Below are 25777 nucleotides of genomic sequence, written 5' to 3' on the forward strand. Positions count from 1 at the left end.
TCAGCATCGGTTGGTTTCATGGCATCCAAGCCACTCTCGCCCGACAAACAGAAGCTCGCCGCGGAAGAGGCGGCCGAGCTCGACGACAAGCTCGCCGCCGCCGCCGCGCCGGACCTCGAAGACGACGAGGACGACGAAGACGAGGCGGATGACGAGCTGGAGCTCGATGACGACGATGAGGACGAGGACCTCGTTGTCTTCACCGCACGCGAAGCCGCCGGCGCGCTCGCGACGATCCTGGGCTTCGTCAAGCCGTATCTGACCAACTACAAGCGCATGCTGTCATACGTGGCGTTCGGCGTCGTCGTCGAGACGTTGTTCAACGTCATCATGCCGCTCAGCCTGAAGTTCCTGATCGATGACGCGCTCGGCGAGGAGGACTTCCAGGCGCTCTACAAGATCCTCGGCGTGCTCGCGGCTGCCGGCATCTTCACCTCCATCGTTGCGGTCTGGTACGAGCGCTGGGACGCGCGGCTCGCTGCCTGCATCATCTCCGACGTCCGCAAGCGCCTGTTCGAGCACGTCCAGGACCTGCCGGCCGCCTATTTCGGCCGCACCAGGCGCGGCGAGATCCTGTCGCGATTCTCGGTCGATCTCTCCGCCTTCGAAGGTTCGGTCAAGACCTTTGCCAACAGCGCGGCGCTGCCGTTCCTGGAACTGATCGCCGGCATCATCCTGATGGTGTTCCTGAACTGGCAGCTCGCGGTGGTCGCGTTGCTGGTATTTCCGATCACGCTGATCGGCCCGCGAATCCTCACCCCGAAGGCGGTGCAGGCCAATTACGAGCAGAAGCAGAACGAGAGCGCGCTGCTCGGCATGGTGCAGGAGAACGTGGCGGCGCAGGCCGTGATCAAGGCGTTCAGCCTGCAACGCAAGATGTTCGGCTTCTTCACCTTCCGCAACGACGAGACGCGCAACAAGATCGCCGCCGCGGCGTTCCTGTCGACCATGGTGGAGCGGACGGTCACCATCTCGGTCTTGCTGCTACACTTGGTGGTGCTCGCGATCGGCGCCTATCTCGCGACCAAGGGTCAGATCACCATCGGCACCTTCGTCACCTTCGAGAGCGCGTTCTGGGAGGTCTCCTACAACATCGCCCATGTGATGCATTTCATCCCGGTGTCGATCTCGTCGGCCGCCGCCATCCGTCACATTCAGGAGCTCCTCGACGAGCCGACGCGCGGCGCCGATCGCCCGGGTGCGCCCGACCTGCCGCGCGTCACCCACGACATCACCTTCGACCGCGTGACGTTCCAGTACGAGGGCAGCCAGACGCCGGTGCTGGACAATCTCAGCCTCAAGCTCAATGTCGGCAAGAGCATTGCCATCGTCGGTCCCTCGGGCTCCGGCAAGAGCACGCTGCTCAATTTGATCCTGCGGCTCTACGTGCCCGACGAGGGCCGCGTCACCATCGACGGCGTCGACGTCCGCAAGGTGACGCTGGATTCGCTGCGCCGGAGCATGGCGGTGGTGTTCCAGGAGAACATGCTGTTCAACATGTCGATCCGCGAGAACATCCGGCTCGGCAAGGAGGGCGCGACCGACGAGGAGGTGGAGGAGGCGGCCAAGAAGGCCGAGATCCATCGCTTCATCATGAGCCTGCCGCAGCGCTACGACACGCCGGTCGGCGAGCGCGGCGATACCCTGTCGGGCGGCCAGCGCCAGCGCATCGCGATCGCGCGCGCGATCATCCGCAATCCCTCCGTGCTGCTGCTGGACGAAGCGACCTCGGCACTCGACCAGACCACGGAAGCCGCGATCAACCGCACGCTGCTGAAGGTCGCCAAGGGGCGCACCATGATCTGGTCGACCCACCGCCTGACCTCGGTGGTCGAGATGGACGAGATCATCGTGATTTCAGGGGGCAGGGCGATCGAGCGCGGCTCGCATGCCGAACTGCTCGCGAGGAACGGCACCTATCGTAAGCTGTGGAACGACCAGATCCACCAGCCCCATGGCGTGGCGGCGCACGCCGATGACGACAGCGACGATGACGACGACCTCGAGGACGATGAGGACGAGGACGACGAGGAGGAGGAGTGACCGAGGAAGGTCGGCTCCGGATGCATGGCCTCTCCGAGCGGTCCCTGATTCTGCGATTCCGGTCCTCGGGAATCGCTCGGCCTGCAGGTGATCGCTGAGTTTTTCGACTCGAAAATCCGCCGGATAGCTCTCATGCGGATCGATCAGCGCCGTAGAATTGCCGGTGCGGCCGAGCATCGCGGCGGCGGTCGAGCCGGACAGTCCCCCCGCCGACATCGACGTACCGGATGGCGCTGATCTCTGCCGCAGGCGTCAGAATGACGCATGAACACGAGAAAAGCCTTGGTGCGGGTCATAAAAGTACATTTCTCCCGGATATAAATAGCCGCAGGGGTGGCGAAGGGGGCACTTCGTTCCCATATCGGGGAGGCGCGTGAGCGCGGCAAACGGGCGATTTCCTCAGGCGCGAGAAGCGCTTTTCGCCTGTCGTTTCGCCTTGACTTGACCGATTCTCACTTATAGAAAGCGCCTCACTTAACGACAGGCGGTGAGCATCGCCAACGTCGGAACGGGCCACCCGTTTGATCCCCAGGGACTTGATCCCGAGGGATCGCTAAAGACGGGCACCAACCTCGACGAATGCCGCTCAAACGCTGTCGATCATAGCTAGGCAATGCCAGTGCGATTTTAGTTCTCTTGAGCACGTTCTCTTGAGACAGAATTCGGATGCATGACCTCAGTGCGCGGGCCGCGGCTTTGAGCTGATCGGTCTCAATACTGCGGTCCTCTGTGGCGTCGAAGCGCTTTCCGCTCGTTGATGGAGCGGTTGGCGCAATTTCGCTTTGTGCGGATTGTTCCGTGCAGTGCGGCCTCGTCGGGTGGGTAGCTCGAAAGAATTTGCGGTCCCGGCAACGGGCCGCGGCAAGACAGCGGATCCGGAAGGGTTCGCGACAGAACAAAGGGTAAGGCCAGGATGCCGACGATCAACCAGCTGATCGCTCAACCGCGTGAAGTGCAGAAGTCGCGCAAGAAGGTGCCGGCGCTGCAGCAGTCGCCTCAGAAGCGTGGTGTTTGCACCCGCGTCTACACCACGACCCCGAAGAAGCCGAACTCGGCGCTTCGTAAGGTCGCCAAGGTGCGCCTGACCAACGGCTTCGAGGTGATCGGCTACATCCCCGGCGAGGGCCATAACCTCCAGGAGCACTCGGTGGTCATGATCCGCGGCGGTCGCGTCAAGGACTTGCCCGGCGTGCGCTACCACATCCTCCGCGGCGTTCTGGACACCCAGGGCGTCAAGAACCGTAAGCAGCGTCGTTCGAAGTACGGCGCCAAGCGTCCGAAGTAAGCGGGAACCAGCTCAATGTCTCGTCGCCACTCAGCGGAAAAGCGCGAAGTTCTTCCCGATCCGAAGTTCGGGAACATCGTCGTCACGAAGTTCATGAACTCGGTGATGTACGCCGGCAAGAAGTCGGTCGCCGAAGGCATCGTCTACGGTGCGTTCGGGATCATCGAATCCAAGACCAAGCAGAACCCGCTCGGCGTGTTCGAGCAGGCGCTCGAGAACGTCATGCCGACGATCGAAGTGCGCTCCCGCCGCGTCGGCGGCGCGACCTATCAGGTTCCGGTCGAGGTTCGTTCGACTCGCCGTCAGGCCCTGGGCATTCGCTGGCTGATCTCGGCTGCGCGCGAGCGCAACGAGAAGACGATGACCGAGCGGCTCTCGGCGGAGCTGCTGGACGCCTCGAACAACCGCGGCAACGCCGTCAAGAAGCGTGAGGACGTGCACCGGATGGCGGAAGCCAACCGCGCCTTCTCGCACTATCGCTGGTAACGGCGAAACACGGAATCTAAGGAACAGCCCATGCCTCGCGTTCATGCCATAGAGAATTACCGCAATTTCGGTATCATGGCGCATATCGATGCCGGCAAGACCACGACCACCGAGCGCATCCTCTATTACACCGGCAAGAGCCACAAGATCGGCGAAGTGCACGAAGGTGCCGCGACGATGGACTGGATGGAGCAGGAGCAGGAGCGTGGCATCACGATCACCTCCGCTGCAACCACCGCGTTCTGGAACGGCAAGCGCCTGAACATCATCGACACTCCCGGCCACGTCGACTTCACCATCGAAGTCGAGCGTTCGCTGCGCGTGCTCGACGGCGCCGTCTGCGTGCTCGACTCGAACCAGGGTGTCGAGCCCCAGACCGAGACCGTCTGGCGCCAGGGCGACAAGTACAAGGTTCCGCGCATCGTCTTCGCCAACAAGATGGACAAGACTGGCGCCGACTTCTTTAAGTGCCTGGCCGACATCGTCGACCGCCTCGGCGCCAAGCCGATCGCGATCCAGCTTCCGATCGGTGCCGAGAACAACTTCAAGGGTCTCGTCGACCTCGTGAAGATGCAGGGCATCATCTGGAACGATGAATCGCTCGGCGCGAAGTTCGACTATGTCGACATTCCGGAAGACATGGTCGACCAGGCCAAGGAATACCGCGAGAAGATGGTGGAAGCCGCCGTCGAGCTCGACGACGATGCCATGGCCGCCTATCTCGACGGCAAGGAGCCGGACGAGGCGACGCTGAAGCGCCTGCTCCGCAAGGCGGTGCTGACCGGCGCGTTCTATCCCGTGCTGTGCGGCTCGGCCTTCAAGAACAAGGGTGTGCAGCCGCTGCTCGACGCCGTCGTCGACTATCTGCCGTCGCCGATCGACGTGCCCGCGATCAAGGGCACCGACGATGTCGGCAACGAAGTCGTGCGCAAGGCCGACGACAAGGAGCCGCTCGCGCTGCTCGCGTTCAAGATCATGGACGACCCGTTCGTCGGCACCATCACCTTCTGCCGCATCTATTCCGGCGTCCTGCAGAGCGGCACCGGCGTCGTGAACTCGACGCGCGAGAAGAAGGAGCGCATCGGGCGCATGCTGCTGATGCATGCGAACAACCGCGAAGACATCAAGGAAGCCTATGCCGGCGACATCGTTGCGCTGGCAGGTCTGAAGGAAGCGCGCACCGGTGACACGCTGTGCGATCCCGACAAGCAGGTGATCCTGGAGAAGATGGAATTCCCCGAGCCGGTCATCGAGATCGCGATCGAGCCGAAGTCCAAGGCCGACCAGGAAAAGCTGGGCGTGGCGCTGGCGAAGCTCGCTGCGGAGGATCCGTCCTTCCGCGTCTCGACCGACCAGGAGTCCGGCCAGACCATCCTCAAGGGCATGGGCGAACTCCATCTCGACATCAAGGTCGACATCCTCAAGCGCACCTACAAGGTCGACGCCAACATCGGCGCGCCGCAGGTTGCGTTCCGTGAGCGCGTCACCAAGAAGGCCGAGGTCAAGTACACCCACAAGAAGCAGACCGGCGGTACCGGTCAGTTCGCGGAGGTGTCGATCGTGGTCGAGCCGAACGAGCCCGGCAAGGGTTACGAGTTTGAGTCCAAGATCGTCGGCGGAGCGGTTCCGAAGGAATACATCCCCGGCGTCGAAAAGGGCCTCAACAGCGTGATGAGCTCTGGTGTCGTCGCGGGCTTCCCCGTGGTCGACGTCAAGGTTCAGCTCGTCGACGGCAAGTATCACGACGTCGACTCGTCGGCGCTCGCCTTCGAAATCGCATCGCGCGCGGCATTCCGCGAAGCGCTGCAGAAGGGCAAGTCCGTCCTGCTCGAGCCGATCATGAAGGTCGAGGTGGTGACGCCGGAAGACTACACCGGCTCGGTCATCGGCGACCTGAATTCCCGGCGCGGCCAGATCCAGGGCCAGGACATGCGCGGCAATGCCAACGTCATCAATGCGATGGTGCCGCTCATGAACATGTTCGGTTACGTGAACAACCTGCGCTCGATGAGCCAGGGTCGCGCGACCTTCACCATGCAGTTCGATCACTACGCAGAAGCGCCGGCCAACGTGTCGGCAGAAGTCCAGAAGAAGTTTGCCTGATTGTCGTCGGTCTCAAACTGACGATTGAACGGAGAGTCAAATGGCCAAAGCAAAGTTTGAACGTAACAAGCCGCACTGCAACATCGGCACCATCGGTCACGTCGACCATGGCAAGACGTCGCTGACCGCGGCGATCACCAAGGTTCTCGCCGAAGCCGGCGGTGCGACGTTCACCGCGTACGACCAGATCGACAAGGCGCCGGAAGAGAAGGCCCGCGGCATCACCATCTCGACCGCACACGTCGAGTACGAGACGCCGAACCGCCACTACGCCCACGTCGACTGCCCCGGTCACGCCGACTACGTGAAGAACATGATCACCGGCGCAGCCCAGATGGACGGCGCGATCCTGGTCGTGTCGGCCGCTGACGGCCCGATGCCGCAGACCCGCGAGCACATCCTGCTCGCCCGCCAGGTCGGCGTGCCCGCGCTCGTCGTGTTCCTCAACAAGTGCGACATGGTCGACGATCCGGAGCTGCTCGAGCTCGTCGAGCTCGAAGTCCGCGAGCTGCTCTCCAAGTACGAATTCCCGGGCGACAAGATCCCGATCATCAAGGGTTCGGCGCTCGCCGCTCTCGAAGATTCGGACAAGAAGCTCGGCCACGACGCCATCCTCGAGCTGATGAAGAACGTCGACGAGTACATCCCGCAGCCGGAGCGTCCGATCGACCAGCCGTTCCTGATGCCGGTTGAAGACGTGTTCTCGATCTCGGGCCGCGGCACCGTGGTGACCGGCCGTGTCGAGCGCGGCGTCGTCAAGGTCGGCGAGGAAATCGAGATCGTCGGTCTCCGCGCCACCCAGAAGACCACCGTCACCGGCGTCGAAATGTTCCGCAAGCTGCTCGATCAGGGTCAGGCCGGCGACAACATCGGCGCTCTGCTCCGCGGCACCAAGCGCGAGGACGTCGAGCGCGGCCAGGTTCTGGCCAAGCCGGGTTCGGTCAAGCCGCACACCAAGTTCAAGGCCGAGGCCTACATCCTCACCAAGGAAGAGGGCGGTCGCCACACCCCGTTCTTCACCAACTACCGTCCGCAGTTCTACTTCCGCACCACCGACGTGACCGGTGTCGTGCACCTGCCGGAAGGCACCGAGATGGTGATGCCGGGCGACAACATCGCGATGGAAGTGCACCTGATCGTGCCGATCGCGATGGAAGAGAAGCTCCGATTCGCGATTCGCGAAGGCGGCCGTACCGTCGGCGCCGGCGTCGTCGCCTCGATCATCGAGTAACAAGCGAATAGGGAATGGTGAGTGGCGAATAGGGGATTCTATTCGCTACTCGCTACTCGCCACTCACTAAAGAAAGCACGGCAATGAACGGCCAAAACATTCGTATCCGTCTCAAGGCGTTCGACCATCGTATCCTCGATACGTCGACCCGCGAGATCGTGAACACGGCGAAGCGCACCGGCGCGCAGGTCCGCGGACCCATTCCGCTGCCCACCCGCATCGAGAAGTTCACCGTCAACCGTTCGCCCCACGTCGACAAGAAGAGCCGCGAACAGTTCGAGATGCGCACTCACAAGCGCCTGCTCGACATCGTCGATCCGACCCCGCAGACCGTCGATGCTTTGATGAAGCTCGACCTGGCCGCCGGTGTCGACGTCGAGATCAAGCTCTGAGCAAGACCCCGAGAAGTGGGCAACGGTTTTCGGACCGGGTCTTGCTCACAACGAAGATTAGCTAGTCCGCAAGGACAGAAAGAACAGGAAGCAAGCCGATGCGCTCCGGAGTGATCGCACAAAAGGTCGGGATGACGCGGGTCTTCACGGAGGCCGGCGAACATATCCCCGTGACCGTGCTGAAGCTCGGCAATTGCCAGGTCGTAGGCCACCGCACCGAAGAGAAGAACGGTTACGTCGCGCTCCAGCTCGGTTCTGGCAGCCGCAAGACCGTGTACATGCCCAAGGCGGAGCGCGGCCAGTTCGCGGTCGCCAAGGTCGAGCCGAAGCGCCGGGTCGAGGAATTCCGCGTCACCGCGGATGCCATGATCCCGGTCGGCGCCGAGATCCAGGCCGATCACTTCGTCGTCGGCCAGTTCGTCGACGTCACCGGCACCTCGGTCGGTAAGGGCTTCGCCGGCGGTATGAAGCGCTGGAACTTCGGCGGTCTGCGCGCCACGCACGGTGTGTCGATCTCGCACCGCTCGATCGGTTCGACCGGCGGCCGTCAGGACCCCGGCAAGACCTGGAAGAACAAGAAGATGCCCGGCCACATGGGTGTCGATCGCATCACCACGCTCAACCTTCGTGTCGTCCAGACCGATGTCGAGCGCGGCCTGATCCTCGTCGAAGGCGCCGTTCCCGGCTCCAAGGGCGGCTGGATCCGCGTGCGCGACGCCGTCAAGAAGCCGCTGCCGAAGGAAGCTCCGAAGCCCGGCAAGTTCAAGGTTGCTGGCGACGCGGAAGCCGCTCCGGCTGCGCAGGAGGCGTGAGATGGAATTGAAGGTCACCACCCTCGAAGGTAAGGAAGCCGGCTCGGTCCAGCTCTCCGACGCCATTTTCGGCCTCGAGCCGCGCGAAGACATCATCGCGCGCTGCGTGCAGTGGCAGCTCAACAAGCGCCAGGCCGGCACGCACAAGGCCAAGGGCCGCGCCGAGATCTGGCGCACCGGCAAGAAGATGTACAAGCAGAAGGGCACCGGCGGTGCTCGTCACGGCTCGGCCCGCGTGCCGCAGTTCCGCGGCGGCGGCCGTGCCTTCGGTCCGGTCGTGCGTTCGCACGCCACCGACCTGCCGAAGAAGGTCCGCGCGCTGGCGCTGAAGCATGCGCTCTCGGCCAAGGCCAAGGACGGCGATCTCGTCGTGATCGAGAAGGCCGCGCTCGAGACCGCCAAGACCAAGGCGCTGCTCGGCCACTTCTCGGGCCTGGGGCTCACCAACGCGCTGATCATCGACGGCGCCGAGCTCAACAACGGCTTCGCGTCGGCGGCCCGCAACATCCCGAACATGGACGTGCTGCCGATCCAGGGCATCAACGTCTACGACATCCTGCGCCGTCAGAAGCTCGTTCTGACCAAGGCCGCCATCGATGCGCTGGAGGCGCGCTTCAAATGACGAAGAACATCGAGCCTCGCCACTATGACGTGATCCTGTCGCCGGTCGTGACCGAAAAGGCGACGATCGCCTCGGAGCACAACAAGGTGCTGTTCAAGGTGGCCGCGAAGGCGACCAAGCCGCAGATCAAGGAAGCGATCGAGAAGCTGTTCGACGTCAAGGTCAAGAGCGTCAACACGCTGGTCCGCAAGGGCAAGGTCAAGGCCTTCCGTGGCAATCTCGGCTCGCAGTCGAACACCAAGCGCGCGATCGTGACCCTCGAAGAGGGCCACCGGATCGACGTCACCACCGGTCTGTAAGGTCGTACGACGATGGCACTGAAGACATTCAATCCCACGACGCCCGGCCAGCGCCAGCTGGTCATGGTCGATCGTTCGGCCCTCTACAAGGGCAAGCCGCTGAAGGCGCTCACCGAAGGCAAGAAGTCCTCGGGCGGCCGCAACAACACCGGCCGTATCACCGTGCGCTTCCGCGGCGGCGGTCACAAGCAGACGCTGCGCACCGTCGACTTCAAGCGCGAGAAGGTCGACGTTCCCGCGACGGTCGAGCGGCTCGAGTATGATCCGAACCGCACCGGCTTCATCGCGCTGATCAAGTACCAGGACGGCGAGCAGGCCTACATCCTGGCGCCGCAGCGCCTGGCCGTGGGTGACACCATCATCGCCGGCAACTACGTCGACGTGAAGCCGGGCAACGTCATGCCGCTCGGCAACATGCCGGTCGGCACGATCATCCACAACATCGAGGTCAAGATCGGGAAGGGCGGCCAGCTCGCCCGTTCGGCCGGCACCTACGCCCAGCTCGTCGGTCGCGACCAGGACTACGTGATCATCCGCCTGAACTCGGGCGAGCAGCGCCTGGTGCACGGCCGTTGCCGCGGCACGATCGGCGCGGTGTCGAACCCGGACCACATGAACACCTCGATCGGCAAGGCCGGCCGCAAGCGTTGGATGGGCCGCCGCCCGCACAACCGCGGCGTCGCGATGAACCCGATCGACCATCCGCACGGCGGTGGTGAAGGTCGTACCTCGGGCGGTCGCCACCCGGTCACCCCGTGGGGCAAGCCGACCAAGGGCAAGAAGACCCGTACCAACAAGTCGACCAACAAATTCATTCTCCTAAGCCGCCACAAGCGGAAGAAGTAAGGAACGCCGGACATGGTTCGTTCAGTCTGGAAAGGCCCGTTCGTCGAGGGTTCTCTGCTCAAGAAGGCAGATGCCGCGCGCGCGTCCGGCCGTCACGACGTCATCAAGATCTGGAGCCGTCGCTCGACGATCCTGCCGCAGTTCGTCGGCCTGACCTTCGGCGTCTACAACGGCCAGAAGCACGTGCCGGTGGCCGTCAACGAGGAAATGGTCGGTCACAAGTTCGGCGAGTTCTCGCCGACCCGGACCTTCCATGGCCACTCCGGCGACAAGAAAGCCAAGAAGGCTTGAGGATTAAACGATGAGCAAACCTAAGCGCGAACGGAGCCTCGCCGACAACGAGGCCAAGGCGGTCGCCCGGATGCTGCGGGTGAGCCCGCAGAAGCTCAACCTGGTCGCCCAGCTCATTCGCGGCCGGAAGGCGTCTGCCGCGCTCGCCGACCTGCAGTTCTCGCGCAAGCGGATCGCGGTTGACGTGAAGAAGTGCCTGGAATCGGCTATCGCCAACGCCGAGAACAACCACGACCTCGACGTCGATGATCTCGTCGTGGCGCAGGCCTTCGTCGGCAACGGCCTCGTGATGAAGCGTTTTGCCGCCCGCGGCCGTGGCCGTTCGGGCCGTGTCTACAAACCATTTTCGCAGCTGACGATCATCGTTCGTCAGGTCGAAGCCGAAGCAGCCGCTTAAGGGCGCAGGAGAACACGATGGGTCAAAAGATCAATCCGATCGGTCTGCGTCTCGGCATCAACCGTACCTGGGATTCCCGCTGGTTCGCCGGCAAGCAGGAATACGGCAAGCTGCTGCACGAGGACGTCAAGATCCGCGAGATCCTGCACAAGGAGCTCAAGCAGGCGGCCGTCGCCCGCATCGTGATCGAGCGTCCGCACAAGAAGTGCCGCGTCACCATCCACTCGGCCCGTCCGGGCGTGGTGATCGGCAAGAAGGGCGCCGACATCGACAAGCTGCGCAAGAAGGTCGCGGACATCACCTCGTCCGACGTCGTCATCAACATCGTCGAGATCCGCAAGCCGGAGCTCGATGCGACGCTGGTGGCCGAGTCGATCGCGCAGCAGCTCGAGCGCCGCGTGGCGTTCCGCCGTGCTATGAAGCGCGCCGTGCAGTCGGCGATGCGTCTCGGCGCGGAAGGCATCCGCATCAACTGCTCGGGTCGTCTGGGCGGTGCGGAAATCGCCCGCATGGAGTGGTACCGCGAAGGTCGCGTGCCGCTGCACACGCTGCGCGCCGACATCGACTACGGCGTTGCGACCGCGTTCACGACCTTCGGCACCTGCGGCGTCAAGGTCTGGATCTTCAAGGGCGAGATCCTCGAGCACGATCCGATGGCCCAGGACAAGAGAATGGCCGAAGGCGAGACGGGCGGCAGTGGCGATCGTGGTGGCCGTCAGCGCCGCGATGCGGCTGCAGCCTGATCCAGCACAGGAATTTGAGGGCTTAAAGCCATGATGCAACCTAAGAAAACGAAGTTCCGGAAGGCGCATAAGGGCCGCATCCACGGCGTCGCGTCTTCGGGCGCGACGTTGGCGTTCGGCCAGTTCGGCCTGAAGGCGACCGAGCCTGAGCGCGTCACCGCGCGCCAGATCGAAGCCGCTCGCCGCGCGCTGACCCGCCACATGAAGCGCGCCGGCCGCGTCTGGATCCGCGTGTTCCCCGACGTTCCGGTGTCGAAGAAGCCGGCCGAAGTCCGCATGGGCTCCGGCAAGGGTTCGCCGGAACTGTGGGTCGCGCGCGTCAAGCCGGGCCGGGTGCTGTTCGAGATCGACGGCGTCAACACCCAGACGGCGCGCGAGGCGCTGACCCTGGCGGCCGCCAAGCTGCCGATCAAGACGCGCTTCGTCGAGCGCATTGCGGAGTAATGGCCATGGCCCAGATGAAGATCGAAGACATCCGCGCGATGAGCCCCGACCAGCAGGATGACGCCATCCTGAACCTGAAGAAGGAGCGCTTCAACCTGCGCTTCCAGCGCGCCACCGGGCAGCTCGAGAACACCTCGCGCCTGCGCGAGGCCCGCCGTGACATCGCCCGGATCAAGACCGTCGCCGCGCAGACGCGCGCGAAGAAGAAGTAAGAGGCTTACGAAGATGCCGAAACGTACTTTGCAGGGCGTGGTCGTCAGCGACAAGCAGGCCAAGACCATCGTGGTGCGCGTCGACCGCCGCTTCACGCACCCGATCTACAAGAAGACGATCCGCCGTTCGAAGAACTATCACGCGCACGACGAGAGCAACGAGTTCAAGCCGGGCGACGTGGTGTGGATCGAGGAATCGAAACCGATTTCGAAGTTGAAGCGCTGGGTCGTGATCCGGGGCGAACACAAGAAAAGCGCCTGATCTGTTGGCTCTAGCCGACTGACTTCAGGGAAATGTTGAGCGCCGGCTGGGCTGGCGCAAATAGAAAGAGGACGAGGTGCATCAATGATTCAGATGCAGACCAACCTCGACGTGGCCGACAATTCTGGCGCACGCCGTGTCATGTGTATCAAGGTGCTCGGAGGCTCCAAGCGCCGCTACGCCACGATCGGCGACATCATCGTCGTCTCGATCAAGGAAGCGATTCCGCGTGGCAAGGTGAAGAAGGGCGACGTGATGAAGGCCGTCGTGGTGCGCGTCCGCAAGGACATCCGCCGCGCCGACGGTTCGGTCATCCGCTTCGACCGCAACGCCGCCGTCCTGATCAACAACCAGGCCGAGCCGGTCGGCACCCGTATCTTCGGGCCCGTGCCGCGCGAGCTGCGCGCCAAGAACCACATGAAGATCATTTCGCTCGCGCCGGAGGTGCTGTGATGGCTGCGAAGATCCGCAAGGGCGACAAGGTCGTCGTGCTGACCGGCCGCGACAAGGGTCGCACCGGCGAGGTGTTCGAGGTGCGCCCCGACGCCGGCACCGCGCTGGTGCGCGGCATCAACATGGTCAAGCGTCACCAGAAGCAGACGCAGGCCCAGGAGGGCGGCATCATCTCGAAGGAGTCGCCGATCCAACTGTCCAACATCGCGTATGTCGGCAAGGACGGAAAGCCGACCCGCGTCGGATTCAAGATTCTGGCGGACGGCAAGAAAGTCCGCATCGCCAAGAGCTCGGGAGCTGAGATCGATGGCTGAGGCCGCTTACACGCCGCGCCTGCGCGCGGAATATGACGCGAAGATCCGCACGGCGATGACCGAGAAGTTCGGTTATGAGAACGTGATGCAGGTTCCGCGCCTGGACAAGGTCGTGCTGAACATGGGCGTTGGCGATTCCGTCAACGACCGCAAGAAGGCCGAGACCGCCGCCGCCGAATTGACCCAGATCGCCGGCCAGAAGGCGATCGTGACCTATTCGCGCATCGCGATCGCGACCTTCAAGCTGCGTGAGAACCAGCCGATCGGCTGCAAGGTCACGCTGCGCAAGGCCCGCATGTACGAGTTCATCGACCGCCTGGTGACGGTCGCGCTGCCGCGCGTCCGCGACTTCCGCGGCCTGAACCCGAAGAGCTTCGACGGCCGCGGCAACTACTCGCTCGGCATCAAGGAGCACATCATTTTCCCCGAGATCGACTTCGACAAGGTCACGGAAGCCCGCGGTATGGACATCACCGTCTGCACCACGGCGAAGACCGACGAAGAGGCGAGGGCCTTGTTGACCGCTTTCAATTTCCCGTTCCGGCAGTGAGACGCTGACCTAAAGCCTCTCAAACGCGGATACCCAGGAGCCAAGCATGGCAAAGAAGAGTTCAGTCGAGAAGAACAACCGGCGCAAGCGGATGGTGAAGAACGCCGCCGCCAAGCGCGAGCGGTTGAAGGCGATCATCGCCGACAAGAAGCTGCCGATGGAAGAGCGTTTCGCTGCGACGTTGAAGCTGGCCGAAATGCCGCGCAACTCGTCGGCGACCCGCATCCGCCTGCGTTGCGAGCTGTCGGGCCGCCCGCGCTCGAACTATCGCAAGAACAAGCTGTCCCGTATCGCGCTGCGCGACCTTGGCTCCAAGGGCATGGTCCCGGGCCTCGTGAAGTCCAGCTGGTAAGGAGGGTCGTTTAGATGTCTACGCACGATCCAATCAGCGATCTGATCACCCGCATCCGCAACGCGCAGATGCGTTCCAAGACCAAGGTCTCCACGCCGGGCTCGAAGATGCGCGAGAACGTGCTCGAGGTGCTGAAGAGCGAGGGCTACATCCGCGGTTACGCCACGCTCGAGCACTCCTCGGGCCGCAGCGAGATCGAGATCGAGCTGAAGTATTTCGACGGCGAGCCCGTCATCCGCGAGATCGAACGTGTCTCCAAGCCCGGGCGTCGTGTTTACGCCTCGGTGAAGAACCTGCCGCGGGTCAACAACGGGCTCGGCATTTCGGTGTTGTCGACGCCGAAGGGGATCATGGCCGACCACAGCGCGCGCGACGCGAATGTGGGCGGTGAAGTCCTCTTCACGGTGTTCTGAGAAGGATTTTTGATCCATGTCACGTGTTGGCAAAAGGCCTGTGGCGGTTCCGTCGGGTGTGACCGCGACCGTCGACGGGCAGACCGTCAAGATGAAGGGGCCGAAGGGCCAGCTTCAGTTCGTCGTCCATGACGACGTCGAGGTGAAGCTCGAGAGCGGCCAGATCAAGGTCAAGCCGCGGGCCGAGACCAACCGCGCGCGGGCGCTGTACGGCACCGCTCGCGCCCAGGTCGCGAATCTGGTCGAAGGCGTCACCAAGGGCTTCGAGAAGAAGCTCGAGATCACCGGCGTCGGTTACCGCGCCGCGATGCAGGGCAAGAACCTGCAGCTCGCGCTCGGCTACAGCCACGACGTGATCTATCCGATCCCGGAAGGGATCACGATCGCCGTGCCGAAGCCGACCGAAATCACGGTGTCGGGCAGCGACATCCAGCGCGTCGGCCAGGTCGCGGCCGAGATCCGCGCCTATCGCCCGCCGGAGCCCTACAAGGGCAAGGGCGTGAAGTATGTTGGCGAATTCATCTTCCGCAAGGAAGGCAAGAAGAAGTAACGGAGCCGGTCATGTCCAAAGCCAAGGTTACGAATGCCCGGCGCAAGCGGAGTGTGCGGCTGAAGCTGCGCCGCTCCGGTGGTGGCCGTCCGCGCCTGTCGGTGTTCCGCTCGTCCAAGCACATCTACGCCCAGGTCATCGACGACCTGAAGGGCGAGACGCTGGCCTCGGCCTCGTCGCTCGAGAAGGCGATGCGGGACGGCGGCAAGACCGGCGCCGACATCGACGCGGCGAAGGCGGTCGGCAAGCTGCTGGCCGAGCGCGCTGCCGAGAAGGGCGTCAAGGAAGTCGTGTTCGATCGCGGCAGCTATCTCTATCACGGGCGCGTCAAGGCACTTGCCGACGCTGCGCGTGAGAGCGGGCTGAGCTTCTAACAGAATTTGAGGATTGAGGCGTAAGCCTCTGAAGGATTGGAAAAACCATGGCAGCTGAACGCGAACAACGTGGTGGACGCGATCAACGCGGCGGCGGACGTGAACGCAAGGAGCGCGAGGAGCGCGACAGCGAGTTCGTCGACAAGCTCGTCCACATCAATCGCGTGGCGAAGGTCGTCAAGGGCGGCAAGCGCTTCGGTTTCGCAGCGCTGGTCGTGATCGGCGACCAGAAGGGCCGTGCCGGCTTCGGTCACGGCAAGGCGCGCGAAGTGCCCGAGGCGATCCGCAAGGCAACCGAATCCGCCAAGCGCAACCTGACCCGCGTGTCGCTGCGCGAGGGCCGCACGCTGCATCACGACATCGCCGGCCGTCATGGCGCGGGCCGTGTCTATCTGCGTGCTGCTCCCGCCGGTACCGGCATCATCGCCGGCGGCCCGATGCGCGCCGTGTTCGAGACGCTGGGCGTCCAGGACGTGGTGGCGAAGTCGATCGGCTCGTCGAACCCGTACAACATGGTGCGCGCGACCTTCGACGCGCTGAAGCACCAGGATTCGCCGCGCTCGGTCGCAGCCCGCCGCAACATCAAGGTGTCCACTCTGCAGTCCCGCCGTATCGGCGGCGATGCCGAGGCGGCTGCCGACTAACGGAAGCTTTCGGAGTAGACTCCCATGGCCAAGGCCGCAAAGACGATCAAGCTCGAGCAGACCGGCAGCGCGATCCGCCGCCATCACTCGCAGCGTTCGACGCTGATCGGGCTCAAGCTCAACAAGATCGGCCGCACCAGCGAGCTGCCGGACACCCCGGCGGTCCGCGGCATGATCGAGAAGGTTCACCATCTCGTTCGCATCGTCGACGAGAAGTAAGCAAAGGCGCATGATCCCGACAAGCGGGTACCGGTTTCGGTGAAGATCATGCGCAAGACACAAGGAGAAGGGCGATGAAGCTCAGCGATATCGCCGACAACGCCGGCTCGCGCAAGAAGCGCATGCGCGTCGGCCGTGGCATCGGTTCGGGCAAGGGCAAGCAGTCCGGCCGCGGCGGCAAGGGCCAGACCGCGCGTTCGGGCGTGCGCATCAAGGGTTTCGAAGGCGGTCAGATGCCGATGCATCGCCGTCTGCCCAAGCGCGGCTTCAACAACATCTTCCGCGTCGAGTTCGCCGAGATCAATCTCGACCGGCTCCAGGAAGCGGTCGATGCCAAGAAGATCGACGCCGGCAGCGTCGTGAACGTCGAGGCCCTGGTGAAGGGCGGCGTGCTGCGCCGCGCCAAGGCCGGCCTGCGGCTGCTCGGCCGCGGCGAGCTCAAGTCGAAGCTCAACATCGAGGTGCACGGCGCCACCAAGACCGCGATCGCGGCGGTCGAGAAGGCCGGCGGTTCGGTGAAGATCCTCGCCCCTGCCAAGGAAGAAGGCGAGGCGGCGTAACAACTGCGTCATTGGCCCGCGGCTCGCGGGCCTTTACGCATGCGGGACGTGGACTTATCGAAGCCGAGCCCCAGATAATGTCCGGCGTCCGCTAGAGTAGCCCGGCCGCGGGCATGACGGCGCAACAGGCGGCGGGAGAAAGTCCAAGATGGTCTCTGCAGCGGAACAACTGGCAGCCAATCTCAATTTCGGCGCGTTTGCCAAGGCCGACGAACTGAAGAAGCGCATCTGGTTCACCCTGGGTGCGCTGCTGGTTTACCGGCTCGGGACCTACATCCCGCTGCCGGGCATCGATCCCAACATCTGGGAGCAGGTGTTCCGCTCCCAGGCGGGCGGCATCCTCGGCATGTTCAACATGTTCGCCGGCGGCGGCATCCACCGCATGGCGATCTTCGCGCTGAACATCATGCCGTACATCTCGGCCTCGATCATCATCCAGCTCCTCACCACCGTCTCGCCGCAGCTCGAGGCGCTGAAGAAGGAAGGCGAGGCCGGCCGCAAGACACTGAACCAGTACACCCGCTATCTGACGGTGATCCTGGCCGCGTTCCAGTCCTACGGCATCGCGGTGGGCCTTGAAGGCGCCGGCAACGTCGTCAGCGACCCCGGCATGTTCTTCCGCCTGTCCACGGCGATCACGCTGACCGGCGGCACCATGTTTCTGATGTGGCTGGGCGAGCAGATCACCTCGCGCGGCATCGGCAACGGCATCTCGCTGATCATTCTCGCTGGCATCGTCGCCGAGTTGCCTGCGGCGCTCGCCAACATGCTCGAGCTCGGCCGTCAGGGCGCGATGTCGACCGGACTGATCCTGGTCGTCATCATCATGGCTGTCGCCGTGATCGCCTTCATCGTGTTCATGGAGCGCGCGCAGCGCCGGCTTTTGATCCAGTATCCGAAGCGCCAGGTCGGCAACAAGATGTTCGAGGGCCAGTCCTCGCATCTGCCGCTCAAGCTCAACACTTCGGGCGTGATCCCGCCGATCTTTGCGTCGTCGCTGCTGCTGCTGCCGACCACGGTTGCGAACTTCAACGCGGGCAGTGGGCCGGAATGGTTCCAGTGGATCACCACCCAGCTCGGCCACGGCCGTCCGCTGTTCCTGATCATGTACCTGGCGCTGATCGTGTTCTTCGCGTTCTTCTATACCGCGATCGTGTTCAACCCGACCGAGACTGCGGACAATCTGAAGAAGCACGGCGGCTTCATCCCGGGCATCCGTCCCGGCGAGCGCACGGCCGAATACATCGACTACGTGCTCTCGCGCATCACCGTGCTCGGCGCGGTCTATCTCGCCATCGTCTGCTTGATCCCGGAAATCCTGATCTCCTACGCGTCGGTGCCGTTCTACTTCGGTGGTACGTCGCTGCTGATCGTCGTCAGCGTCACCATGGACACGGTGGCGCAGGTGCAGGGCTATCTGCTGGCCCATCAGTATGAAGGCCTGATCCGGAAGTCGAAGCTGCGCGGCCGCCGTAGATGAGCAGGGAGCTCGCGCGCCGGATCGCTTTCACGATTGGCGCGCTGCTCCTTTTCAGGCTCGGCACGCAGATCCCGTTCGCAGGGATGCGCGTGCCGAGCGAGTCGTACTCAGCCGAATACGCGGTCCGCCTCTCAATCTTCGCACTCGGTATTCTTCCCTATCTCACTGCTGCGGTCGTCGTTCGCCTGGCGTCGCTGGTTTGGCAGCGCTTGAGCTCGCTCGAGAGGTCGGGCGAGCGCGGCCGGCGCAGGATCTCTCGCTACACCCTGATCCTGACCCTCCTGTTTGCGACCTTCCAGGCCTATGGCTACGCCTCGGCCATCCAGACATTTCCGGCACTGGTTCCCGATCCCGAGGAATGGTCCGTGCTCGCCGCCACGGCCTCGATCGTCGGCGGCGTGTTCGTCCTGATCTGGCTCAGCGAGCAGATCACCCGTCATGGCATCGGCAATGGTCTGGCACTGCTGCTCAGCGCCAATATCCTTGCTGCCATCCCGCGCGACATTGCCGGCATCGCGTACCTGCTGGAGGGCGAGCAGATCTCCGGCAGTCTTGTGCTGGGCCATGCTGTCTTCTGGATTGTGCTCGTCGCCGTGATCGTCTTCGTCGAGGGCGCGCGACGGCATGTCCGTGTCGAGTTCGCCGAACGCAAGGTCGGAGATCGGTTGCTGCCCGCGCGATCGGCGACTCTCCCCATCAAGATCAACAGTGCCGGTTTTCTGGTGCCGGCCACCGTGGCGCCCTGGATCCTGTTTCTGCCGCTCGCTGGTCTGACCTACATCTTTGGTGCCGATACGCCGTGGGTTGCTGCCGCCTCCCAGCAACTTCAGCTCGGCACGTTGACCCACGTGATCCTTGGAGCGGTCGCGGTCTTCGTGCTTGCCTTCATTTACACGGCCTATGTCGTCGATCCCGAGCACACGGCCAAATCCCTGGCGCAGCGTGATGGCACAATTGCTGGTGTCGCGCCCGGCGAGGCGACCGCCGACTATCTCGATCGCGTCGTGTCATTGACGACGGTCGTCGGAGCCGTCTACCTGACGGCATTGCAGTTGATTCCGGAGGTCTTCGAGCTTTACGGGATCGGGCTGCCTTATAGTATGGTCGTCAATGGTGGTGCAGCGCTGGTTGTGGTTTGCACCGCTCTTGATATCAAAGCACAGGTGCGCGACGTATCGCTCACCAATCCGGGGGGCGTACGCCGATGAGAATTATACTTCTGGGACCGCCGGGGTCGGGCAAGGGGACCCAGGCGCAGCTGCTGGTGCAGCGCTATGGCATCGTCCAGCTCTCGACCGGCGAGATGCTCCGCGCTGCCGTTGCAGCCGGAACGCCGGTGGGGCTGAAGGCCAAGGAGATCATGGCCAGCGGCGGCCTCGTGCCGGACGAGATCGTTGTCGGAATCATCTCTGATCGGATCGACCAGCCGGACGCCAAGAACGGTTTCATCCTCGACGGTTTCCCGCGCACCGTGCCGCAGGCCGAAGCGCTCGATGATCTGCTCAAGCACAAGCATCTCAAGCTCGACGCCGTGATCGAGCTCCGCGTCAACGAGAGCGCGCTGCTGAGCCGCGTCGAGACCCGTGTCGCCCAGATGCGGGAGCGCGGGGAGGAGGTCCGGGTCGACGACACGCCGGAGGTCCTGACCAAACGGCTCGCCAGCTACCGCAGCCAGACGGAACCGCTGATTCACTACTATTCCGAGCGGCGCAAGCTCTCGACCATCGACGGCATGATGGCCATCGACGAGGTCACCCGCGCCATCCACCGCCAGCTCCTGGCGCTCGGGGCGGTCGAGCCCAAGACCCACGCCCGAAGCGCGGCCAAGGCGGCGCCGGCCAAGACGGCCAGGGGAACTAGGACTGCGGCGAAGAAGTCGGCCCAAAAGCCTGCGAAATCCGGCAAAAAGGCCGCCAAATCGGCCAGATCCGCCAAAAAAGCGGCCAAGAAGGCCGTGAAGGGCGCCAAGAAGGTAGCCAAGAAAACTACCGAGAGAACCGCAAAGAAGGCGACCAAAAAGACCGCCAAGAAGGCTGTCAAAAAGGGTGCCAAAAAGGCCCCAAAAAAGGTCACGAAAAAGCGAGCCAAACGCTAGCAGCGGTTGACGAAAGCCCCTGGAATCCCCTAATAAGCCCCGCATCCAAGTCGGATAGTTTCAGACGATGCCGGGCCCCAGGAAGACCGGGGGTGGGCGTCGTGTTCGCGTTTGTGAACACCTGCCCGAGAACGCAAGCACTTAAAGCCCGATTCCTGACGAGGGATCGGCAACAGGAGAGAAGGCCGTGGCCCGTATTGCCGGCGTGAACATTCCCACCAACAAGCGCGTGCTGATCGCGCTCCAGTACATCCATGGCATCGGCCCGAAGATCGCCGGTGACATCATCGAGAAGGTCAAGATCCCCGAGGATCGTCGCGTCAATCAGCTCAGCGACGCCGAAGTGCTCCAGATCCGCGAAGTGATCGACCGCGACTATCTCGTCGAGGGCGACCTGCGTCGTGAGGTCGGTATCAACATCAAGCGTCTGATGGACCTCGGCTGCTATCGCGGCCTGCGTCATCGTCGCGGTCTGCCGGTGCGCGGCCAGCGTACCCACACCAATGCGCGCACGCGCAAGGGTCCGGCCAAGGCCATCGCCGGCAAGAAGAAGTAATTCGCGCGAATAGGTGAGTAGCGAATAGCGAGTGGTCATCCATTCGCTATTCGCTACTCACCATTCGCATTTTCACAGGTGTAGCCGCTGGCATTACGGCGGCGTTTGAGATCTCCAGGAAAGGTAGTCAATGGGCAAGGAAGCCACCCGCGTTCGTCGTCGTGAGCGCAAGAACATCGCCTCCGGCGTCGCGCACGTGAACTCGTCGTTCAACAACACGACCATCACCATCACCGACGCGCAGGGCAACACGATTGCCTGGTCCTCCGCCGGCACGATGGGCTTCAAGGGTTCGCGCAAGTCGACCCCGTATGCCGCGCAGGTTGCCGCCGAGGACGTGTCCAAGAAGGCGCAGGAGCACGGCATGCGCACGCTGGAAGTCGAAGTCGCCGGTCCCGGTTCGGGCCGCGAGTCGGCGCTCCGCGCGCTCCAGGCCGCGGGTTTCACCGTCACCTCGATCCGCGACGTGACCACGATCCCGCATAACGGTTGCCGTCCCCGCAAGCGTCGGCGCGTTTGATACGAGGTTGCGGGCGCATCGGCGCCCGCAATGACTTTTCTAAGAAGCCGCGGGATTGATCTGCGGCCTTTCTCCAACGCCAGTATTTGATTTCGCAAATTGACTGGCCTGTATGGGTGAAACAGTGACGATCCAGAAAAATTGGCAAGAACTGATTCGGCCGAACAAGCTCCAGGTGTCCCCTGGCAGCGATCCGGCCCGTTTTGCGACCATCGTCGCCGAGCCGCTCGAGCGCGGTTTCGGCCAGACCCTCGGCAACGCGCTGCGCCGCATCCTGCTGTCCTCGCTCCAGGGCGCGGCGGTGCAGTCGGTGCACATCGATGGCGTGCTGCACGAGTTCTCCTCGATCGCGGGCGTCCGTGAGGACGTCACCGACATCGTCCTCAACATCAAGGACATCTCGATCAAGATGCAGGGCGAAGGCCCCAAGCGCATGGTCGTGAAGAAGCAGGGCCCGGGCGTCGTCACCGCCGGCGACATCCAGACCGTCGGCGACGTCACCGTGCTCAATCCGGACCTCCAGATCTGCACGCTCGACGAGGGCGCCGAGATCCGCATGGAGTTCACGGTCTCGACCGGCAAGGGCTACGTGCCCGCCGAGCGCAACCGTCCCGAGGACGCGCCGATCGGCCTGATCCCGGTCGACAGCCTGTACTCGCCGGTCCGCAAGGTCTCGTACAAGGTCGAGAACACCCGCGAAGGCCAGATCCTCGACTACGACAAGCTGACCATGACGATCGAGACCAACGGCGCGATCTCGCCGGATGATTCCGTGGCCTACGCCGCGCGCATCCTGCAAGATCAGCTCAACGTGTTCGTCAACTTCGAAGAGCCGCGCAAGGAAGTCGCCCAGGAGATCATCCCGGACCTCGCCTTCAACCCGGCCTTCCTCAAGAAGGTGGACGAACTCGAGCTGTCGGTGCGTTCGGCCAACTGCCTGAAGAACGACAACATCGTCTATATCGGCGACCTCGTGCAGAAGAGCGAGGCGGAAATGCTCCGCACTCCGAACTTCGGCCGCAAGTCGCTGAACGAGATCAAGGAAGTGCTGGCCCAGATGGGTCTGCATCTCGGCATGGAAGTGCCGGGCTGGCCGCCGGAGAACATCGACGAGCTCGCCAAGCGCTTCGAGGATCACTACTGAGCGAATGGCGAGTAGGGAGTGGCGAATGGGGAAGAACTATTCGCTACTCACCATTCGCCACTCGCTGACAGCATGATCCCGGAAAAGTGCGAAGCGGTTTTCCGATAAGGATCATGCTCAAAACAAGAAAGCGAAAGCGCATACGCGCTTTCGCGGGCGAACGCAGGCAGCCCACCTGAGCAACATGTCCGACGAACCGTCGCGGCAGTATTAACGTAAGGACACCACACATGCGTCACGGCAAGGTTCATCGGAAGCTCAACCGCACGGCGGAGCATCGCCGCGCGATGTTCGCCAACATGGCGGCCGCGCTGATCAAGCACGAGCAGATCGTCACCACGCTGCCCAAGGCCAAGGAGCTCCGTCCGATCGTCGAGAAGCTCGTCACCCTCGGCAAGAAGGGTGGTCTGGCCATGCGCCGCCAGGCGATCTCCGAGATGCGCGACAAGGACCAGGTCAAGAAGCTGTTCGATGTGTTGGCGACCCGCTACAAGGACCGCCAGGGCGGCTACACCCGCATCATCAAGGCCGGCTTCCGCTACGGCGACAACGCCGCGATGGCCGTGATCGAGTTCGTCGATCGCGACGTCGATGCCAAGGGTCAGGACTCCGGCCCGGTGCAGGAGAAGGAAGCCGAGGCGGCGTAAGCCTCGCGTCAATCGGAATTCAAAAGCGGCGCCATCGTGCGCCGCTTTTTTTGTAGCTGCTGTAGGGTAGGCAAAGCGCGCTATGGCGCGTCGTGCCCACCACGCCGTCCGCAACTCGCGTCGCAAGGGTGGGCACGCTGCGCTTTGCCCACCCTACAGGCTACAAGCTGCGCGGGGCGTGCATTCGTCACGCATCGGTGAGTGGCGATTGCGGTGCAATGAGCCACCTCCGATATCTCCAGCGACATCCATGGAGACATCGCATGAACATCGACCTTTCCGGAAAGACCGCCCTCGTGACCGGCTCGACCGCCGGCATCGGCCACGCCATCGCCAGGGGGCTCGCGGCCTCGGGCGCAAGTGTCGTGATCAACGGGCGTGGCCAGGACAAGGTTGATGCGGCCGTCCGCAAGCTGGAGGGAACCGGCGCCAAGGTGCGCGGCATCGCCGCCGACGTTTCGACCGCTTCGGGCTGCAAGGCACTCGTTGCGGCGCTTGGCGAGGTCGACATCCTCATCAACAATGCCGGCATCTTCGAACCCAAGGAGTTCTTCGACATTCCGGACGAGGACTGGAGCCGCTTCTTCGAGGTCAACGTCATGAGCGGCGTGCGGCTGTCGCGCGCCTACCTGAAGGGCATGCTCAAGCGCAATTGGGGGCGCATCGTCTTCATCTCCTCCGAATCCGGGCTGAACATTCCCGTCGAGATGATCCACTACGGGATGACCAAGACGGCGCAGCTCTCGGTCGCGCGCGGCCTTGCCCAGCTCACCCGCGGCACCGGCGTCACCGTCAACTCCGTGCTGCCCGGGCCGACCATGTCCGAGGGCGTCGAGACCTTCGTGAAGGATCTCGCCCGGCAGAACGGCCAGTCGGTGGACGAAGCTGCGGCCAATTTCGTCAAGCAGCATCGCCCGAGCTCGCTGCTGCAACGCTTCGCCAGCGTCGACGAGATCGCCAACATGGTGGTCTATGTCGCGTCGAGGGAGGCGTCCGCGACCAATGGCGCGGCGTTGCGCGCGGAAGGCGGCATCGTCAATACGATTGCCTGAGGCCAACATATGCCGGCCTATGTGATCTCCGAGGTCGAAATGCGCGATCTCGACGGGTTTGAAGCCTATCGCGCGCTCGCGGCGAAGACGATCGCGCAGTATGGCGGGCGTTATCTCGTCCGCGGCGGCAAAGCCGAGCTCGCCGAGGGCAATCTCCCGCCGAAGGCCATCGTCATCGTCGAATTCCCGTCGATGACGAGGTTGAAGGAATGGTACGCCTCGCCGGAATATGCCGAGGCGCTGAAGCTCCGGCAAACGGCGCTGGAGCGCCGGCTGCTGTTTGTCGAAGGGGTGTTGCCACCGTAGAGCATGATCCGGAAAAGTGCGAAGCGGCTTTTCCTCGCGACCAACGCGGAACGCGTTTGCGCGGAGATCATGCCCAAACGAAGACCCGTCGAGCCGGCGGCTACTCCTCCTTGACGCCCGCCTTCTGCGCGATGTCCTTCATCTCCGCGGTCTCCTTGGTCACCGCGCCGGCCCAATCGTCAAAGCGTACGAAGCCCGGCTCGAACCCGACCTTGGTAAAACGCTCGATGACGGACGGGCTGTTGATGATCTCCTCCAGCGTCGCCGTGAGCTTGTCGCGAACCGCCGGCGGCAGCCCCTTGGGTGCGACCACCGCGCCCCAGGACGAGAAGTCGATCGCGGGATAGCCGAGCTCGGCAAGCGTCGGTACGTCGGGCAGGAACGAGGTGCGCTTGCCCGAGAACACGGCGAGCGCCTTGACGGTGCCGGCCTCGATCTGCGGCTTCACGGCGATCACGGTATCGACGTGGTACTGGATGTGCTTGCCGATGAGATCGTTCATCGCCGGCGCGCTGCCCTTGTAGGGCAGGTGCACCATCTTGATGCCGGCGTTCGACTTGAACAGCTCGCCGGCGAAATGCGAGAAGGTCGCCGCGCCATAGGAGGCGAGCGACAACTTGTCGGGATTGGCCTTGGCTTCGGCAGCGAGCGCAGCCACGTCCGTAACCGGATTGTCGCGATAGGTGACGAGCGCGAACGAGGTCTTGCCCACCCGTCCGATAGGCTCGAAATCCTTGGCGGCGTCATAGGGCACACTCTCCTTCACAGCTGCAGGCAGCGTGAAGGTCGAGTTCGAGCTGAAGAACAGTGTGTATCCGTCGGGCGCTGCGCGCGCGGCCTCCTTGGCCGCGATCGTGGTGCCGCCGCCGGGACGGTTCATGATGATCACGGGCTTGCCGAGGCGGGTTTCGAGTTCGCCGCCGATGATGCGGGCGACGATGTCGGAGGCGCCGCCCGGCGGGAACGGCACGATCAGTTGCAGGGACTTTTCCGGATAGGTCGCTTGCGCGGTGGCGAGCGAGTTGGCGCCGACCAGGCCGATCAATGCGAGCGCCACCGTGAGAGCCGTTGTTTTCATCG

At 63.5% G+C, this 25777-nt stretch carries 36 protein-coding genes and 1 pseudogene; 35 read left to right on the plus strand and 2 right to left on the minus strand.

All coding sequences use genetic code 11. The annotated features are described in order from the left end of the window. The first annotated feature begins 18 nt into the window (after nucleotides 1-18). On the plus strand, nucleotides 19-2043 hold the full coding sequence (locus GPL20_RS08775; RefSeq protein WP_157329206.1) for an ABC transporter ATP-binding protein: 2025 nt from the start codon (nucleotides 19-21) through the stop codon (nucleotides 2041-2043). Between the two features lie 45 nt (nucleotides 2044-2088). Here GPL20_RS08775 and GPL20_RS39320 read toward each other — a convergent pair. Then, nucleotides 2089-2259, minus strand: a pseudogene (locus GPL20_RS39320) (FAD-dependent monooxygenase); the annotation flags it as partial. Between the two features lie 697 nt (nucleotides 2260-2956). Between GPL20_RS39320 and rpsL the strand changes: the two are divergent. From rpsL to GPL20_RS08950, 34 genes are all read left to right on the plus strand, one after another. After that, nucleotides 2957-3328 carry a 30S ribosomal protein S12 gene (rpsL, locus tag GPL20_RS08785; RefSeq protein ID WP_007603006.1) on the plus strand — a complete coding sequence of 124 codons (372 nt, stop codon included), beginning with the start codon at nucleotides 2957-2959 and terminating at the stop codon, nucleotides 3326-3328. Nucleotides 3329-3343: 15 nt separating this feature from the next. After that, nucleotides 3344-3814, plus strand: a complete 471-nt coding sequence (gene rpsG, locus GPL20_RS08790) for a 30S ribosomal protein S7 (protein WP_157329207.1) — start codon at nucleotides 3344-3346, stop codon at nucleotides 3812-3814. Between the two features lie 30 nt (nucleotides 3815-3844). Continuing rightward, nucleotides 3845-5917 (plus strand): elongation factor G, encoded by a 2073-nt coding sequence (gene fusA, locus GPL20_RS08795; protein WP_157329208.1) that lies wholly within the window; start codon nucleotides 3845-3847, stop codon nucleotides 5915-5917. A 40-nt stretch (nucleotides 5918-5957) separates the two neighbouring features. Beyond that, nucleotides 5958-7148: an elongation factor Tu gene (gene tuf, locus GPL20_RS08800; protein ID WP_074116743.1), complete on the plus strand. Its 1191-nt coding sequence runs from the start codon at nucleotides 5958-5960 to the stop codon at nucleotides 7146-7148. Nucleotides 7149-7231: 83 nt separating this feature from the next. After that, nucleotides 7232-7540 carry a 30S ribosomal protein S10 gene (rpsJ, locus tag GPL20_RS08805; protein ID WP_002712302.1) on the plus strand — a complete coding sequence of 103 codons (309 nt, stop codon included), beginning with the start codon at nucleotides 7232-7234 and terminating at the stop codon, nucleotides 7538-7540. Between the two features lie 98 nt (nucleotides 7541-7638). Continuing rightward, nucleotides 7639-8352: a 50S ribosomal protein L3 gene (gene rplC, locus GPL20_RS08810; protein WP_025036993.1), complete on the plus strand. Its 714-nt coding sequence runs from the start codon at nucleotides 7639-7641 to the stop codon at nucleotides 8350-8352. 1 nt (nucleotide 8353) lies between these two features. Next, nucleotides 8354-8974, plus strand: a complete 621-nt coding sequence (gene rplD, locus GPL20_RS08815; RefSeq protein WP_157329209.1) for a 50S ribosomal protein L4 — start codon at nucleotides 8354-8356, stop codon at nucleotides 8972-8974. Then, on the plus strand, nucleotides 8971-9273 hold the full coding sequence (locus GPL20_RS08820; protein ID WP_018647244.1) for a 50S ribosomal protein L23: 303 nt from the start codon (nucleotides 8971-8973) through the stop codon (nucleotides 9271-9273). The genes rplD and GPL20_RS08820 overlap by 4 nt, the downstream gene beginning before the upstream one ends. A gap of 12 nt (nucleotides 9274-9285) precedes the next feature. After that, nucleotides 9286-10119: a 50S ribosomal protein L2 gene (gene rplB, locus GPL20_RS08825; protein WP_060736369.1), complete on the plus strand. Its 834-nt coding sequence runs from the start codon at nucleotides 9286-9288 to the stop codon at nucleotides 10117-10119. Nucleotides 10120-10131: 12 nt separating this feature from the next. After that, nucleotides 10132-10410 carry a 30S ribosomal protein S19 gene (gene rpsS, locus GPL20_RS08830; RefSeq protein ID WP_008136357.1) on the plus strand — a complete coding sequence of 93 codons (279 nt, stop codon included), beginning with the start codon at nucleotides 10132-10134 and terminating at the stop codon, nucleotides 10408-10410. Nucleotides 10411-10420: 10 nt separating this feature from the next. After that, the gene (rplV, locus tag GPL20_RS08835) at nucleotides 10421-10807 is read left to right on the plus strand and encodes a 50S ribosomal protein L22 (RefSeq protein WP_008549264.1); all 387 of its coding nucleotides are present in this window, start codon (nucleotides 10421-10423) and stop codon (nucleotides 10805-10807) included. A 17-nt stretch (nucleotides 10808-10824) separates the two neighbouring features. After that, nucleotides 10825-11550, plus strand: coding sequence for a 30S ribosomal protein S3 (rpsC, locus tag GPL20_RS08840; RefSeq protein WP_130212057.1), 726 nt, complete (start codon nucleotides 10825-10827; stop codon nucleotides 11548-11550). 30 nt (nucleotides 11551-11580) lie between these two features. Next, nucleotides 11581-11994, plus strand: a complete 414-nt coding sequence (gene rplP, locus GPL20_RS08845) for a 50S ribosomal protein L16 (RefSeq protein WP_008136349.1) — start codon at nucleotides 11581-11583, stop codon at nucleotides 11992-11994. A gap of 5 nt (nucleotides 11995-11999) precedes the next feature. Further along, nucleotides 12000-12206: a 50S ribosomal protein L29 gene (rpmC, locus tag GPL20_RS08850; protein ID WP_011088144.1), complete on the plus strand. Its 207-nt coding sequence runs from the start codon at nucleotides 12000-12002 to the stop codon at nucleotides 12204-12206. Nucleotides 12207-12219: 13 nt separating this feature from the next. Further along, the gene (gene rpsQ, locus GPL20_RS08855) at nucleotides 12220-12468 is read left to right on the plus strand and encodes a 30S ribosomal protein S17 (RefSeq protein WP_018647248.1); all 249 of its coding nucleotides are present in this window, start codon (nucleotides 12220-12222) and stop codon (nucleotides 12466-12468) included. An 84-nt stretch (nucleotides 12469-12552) separates the two neighbouring features. Next, complete coding sequence (rplN, locus tag GPL20_RS08860) at nucleotides 12553-12921, plus strand: 50S ribosomal protein L14 (RefSeq protein WP_008549246.1); 369 nt, start codon at nucleotides 12553-12555, stop codon at nucleotides 12919-12921. Beyond that, nucleotides 12921-13235 (plus strand): 50S ribosomal protein L24, encoded by a 315-nt coding sequence (gene rplX / locus GPL20_RS08865; protein ID WP_007603031.1) that lies wholly within the window; start codon nucleotides 12921-12923, stop codon nucleotides 13233-13235. The genes rplN and rplX overlap by 1 nt, the downstream gene beginning before the upstream one ends. Further along, on the plus strand, nucleotides 13228-13785 hold the full coding sequence (gene rplE, locus GPL20_RS08870) for a 50S ribosomal protein L5 (protein ID WP_011088141.1): 558 nt from the start codon (nucleotides 13228-13230) through the stop codon (nucleotides 13783-13785). The genes rplX and rplE overlap by 8 nt, the downstream gene beginning before the upstream one ends. Nucleotides 13786-13831: 46 nt before the next feature. Beyond that, nucleotides 13832-14137 (plus strand): 30S ribosomal protein S14, encoded by a 306-nt coding sequence (gene rpsN, locus GPL20_RS08875; RefSeq protein WP_018647251.1) that lies wholly within the window; start codon nucleotides 13832-13834, stop codon nucleotides 14135-14137. A gap of 14 nt (nucleotides 14138-14151) precedes the next feature. Beyond that, nucleotides 14152-14550, plus strand: a complete 399-nt coding sequence (gene rpsH, locus GPL20_RS08880) for a 30S ribosomal protein S8 (RefSeq protein ID WP_018322269.1) — start codon at nucleotides 14152-14154, stop codon at nucleotides 14548-14550. Nucleotides 14551-14566: 16 nt separating this feature from the next. Further along, the gene (rplF, locus tag GPL20_RS08885) at nucleotides 14567-15100 is read left to right on the plus strand and encodes a 50S ribosomal protein L6 (protein WP_091894742.1); all 534 of its coding nucleotides are present in this window, start codon (nucleotides 14567-14569) and stop codon (nucleotides 15098-15100) included. 11 nt (nucleotides 15101-15111) lie between these two features. Next, nucleotides 15112-15474: a 50S ribosomal protein L18 gene (rplR, locus tag GPL20_RS08890; protein WP_008549238.1), complete on the plus strand. Its 363-nt coding sequence runs from the start codon at nucleotides 15112-15114 to the stop codon at nucleotides 15472-15474. A gap of 47 nt (nucleotides 15475-15521) precedes the next feature. Next, complete coding sequence (gene rpsE, locus GPL20_RS08895) at nucleotides 15522-16118, plus strand: 30S ribosomal protein S5 (protein ID WP_157329210.1); 597 nt, start codon at nucleotides 15522-15524, stop codon at nucleotides 16116-16118. Nucleotides 16119-16142: 24 nt separating this feature from the next. Then, a complete protein-coding gene (gene rpmD / locus GPL20_RS08900; protein ID WP_011088137.1) occupies nucleotides 16143-16337 on the plus strand; it encodes a 50S ribosomal protein L30 in 195 nt (64 codons plus the stop codon). Between the two features lie 74 nt (nucleotides 16338-16411). Next, nucleotides 16412-16897, plus strand: a complete 486-nt coding sequence (gene rplO, locus GPL20_RS08905) for a 50S ribosomal protein L15 (RefSeq protein WP_018322273.1) — start codon at nucleotides 16412-16414, stop codon at nucleotides 16895-16897. Between the two features lie 148 nt (nucleotides 16898-17045). Beyond that, the gene (gene secY, locus GPL20_RS08910) at nucleotides 17046-18377 is read left to right on the plus strand and encodes a preprotein translocase subunit SecY (protein WP_157329211.1); all 1332 of its coding nucleotides are present in this window, start codon (nucleotides 17046-17048) and stop codon (nucleotides 18375-18377) included. Then, nucleotides 18374-19585 carry a preprotein translocase subunit SecY gene (locus GPL20_RS08915; protein ID WP_157329212.1) on the plus strand — a complete coding sequence of 404 codons (1212 nt, stop codon included), beginning with the start codon at nucleotides 18374-18376 and terminating at the stop codon, nucleotides 19583-19585. The genes secY and GPL20_RS08915 overlap by 4 nt, the downstream gene beginning before the upstream one ends. After that, complete coding sequence (locus GPL20_RS08920) at nucleotides 19582-20472, plus strand: adenylate kinase (protein ID WP_157329213.1); 891 nt, start codon at nucleotides 19582-19584, stop codon at nucleotides 20470-20472. The genes GPL20_RS08915 and GPL20_RS08920 overlap by 4 nt, the downstream gene beginning before the upstream one ends. Nucleotides 20473-20659: 187 nt before the next feature. Continuing rightward, nucleotides 20660-21028, plus strand: a complete 369-nt coding sequence (gene rpsM, locus GPL20_RS08925; RefSeq protein ID WP_018647258.1) for a 30S ribosomal protein S13 — start codon at nucleotides 20660-20662, stop codon at nucleotides 21026-21028. A gap of 130 nt (nucleotides 21029-21158) precedes the next feature. Continuing rightward, nucleotides 21159-21548, plus strand: coding sequence for a 30S ribosomal protein S11 (gene rpsK, locus GPL20_RS08930; protein WP_007603045.1), 390 nt, complete (start codon nucleotides 21159-21161; stop codon nucleotides 21546-21548). Nucleotides 21549-21660: 112 nt separating this feature from the next. Further along, nucleotides 21661-22692, plus strand: a complete 1032-nt coding sequence (locus GPL20_RS08935) for a DNA-directed RNA polymerase subunit alpha (RefSeq protein WP_157329214.1) — start codon at nucleotides 21661-21663, stop codon at nucleotides 22690-22692. Nucleotides 22693-22922: 230 nt separating this feature from the next. After that, nucleotides 22923-23339 (plus strand): 50S ribosomal protein L17, encoded by a 417-nt coding sequence (gene rplQ, locus GPL20_RS08940; RefSeq protein ID WP_011088131.1) that lies wholly within the window; start codon nucleotides 22923-22925, stop codon nucleotides 23337-23339. Between the two features lie 263 nt (nucleotides 23340-23602). Then, nucleotides 23603-24391 carry an SDR family NAD(P)-dependent oxidoreductase gene (locus tag GPL20_RS08945; RefSeq protein WP_157329215.1) on the plus strand — a complete coding sequence of 263 codons (789 nt, stop codon included), beginning with the start codon at nucleotides 23603-23605 and terminating at the stop codon, nucleotides 24389-24391. Between the two features lie 9 nt (nucleotides 24392-24400). After that, on the plus strand, nucleotides 24401-24697 hold the full coding sequence (locus GPL20_RS08950; protein WP_157329216.1) for a DUF1330 domain-containing protein: 297 nt from the start codon (nucleotides 24401-24403) through the stop codon (nucleotides 24695-24697). A gap of 100 nt (nucleotides 24698-24797) precedes the next feature. Here GPL20_RS08950 and GPL20_RS08955 read toward each other — a convergent pair whose 3' ends face one another. Further along, nucleotides 24798-25775, minus strand: coding sequence for a Bug family tripartite tricarboxylate transporter substrate binding protein (locus GPL20_RS08955; RefSeq protein WP_157329217.1), 978 nt, complete (start codon nucleotides 25773-25775; stop codon nucleotides 24798-24800). Nucleotides 25776-25777 lie beyond the last annotated feature (2 nt).

The sequence above is a fragment of the Bradyrhizobium cajani genome (assembly GCF_009759665.1).
Lineage (GTDB): Bacteria > Pseudomonadota > Alphaproteobacteria > Rhizobiales > Xanthobacteraceae > Bradyrhizobium > Bradyrhizobium cajani.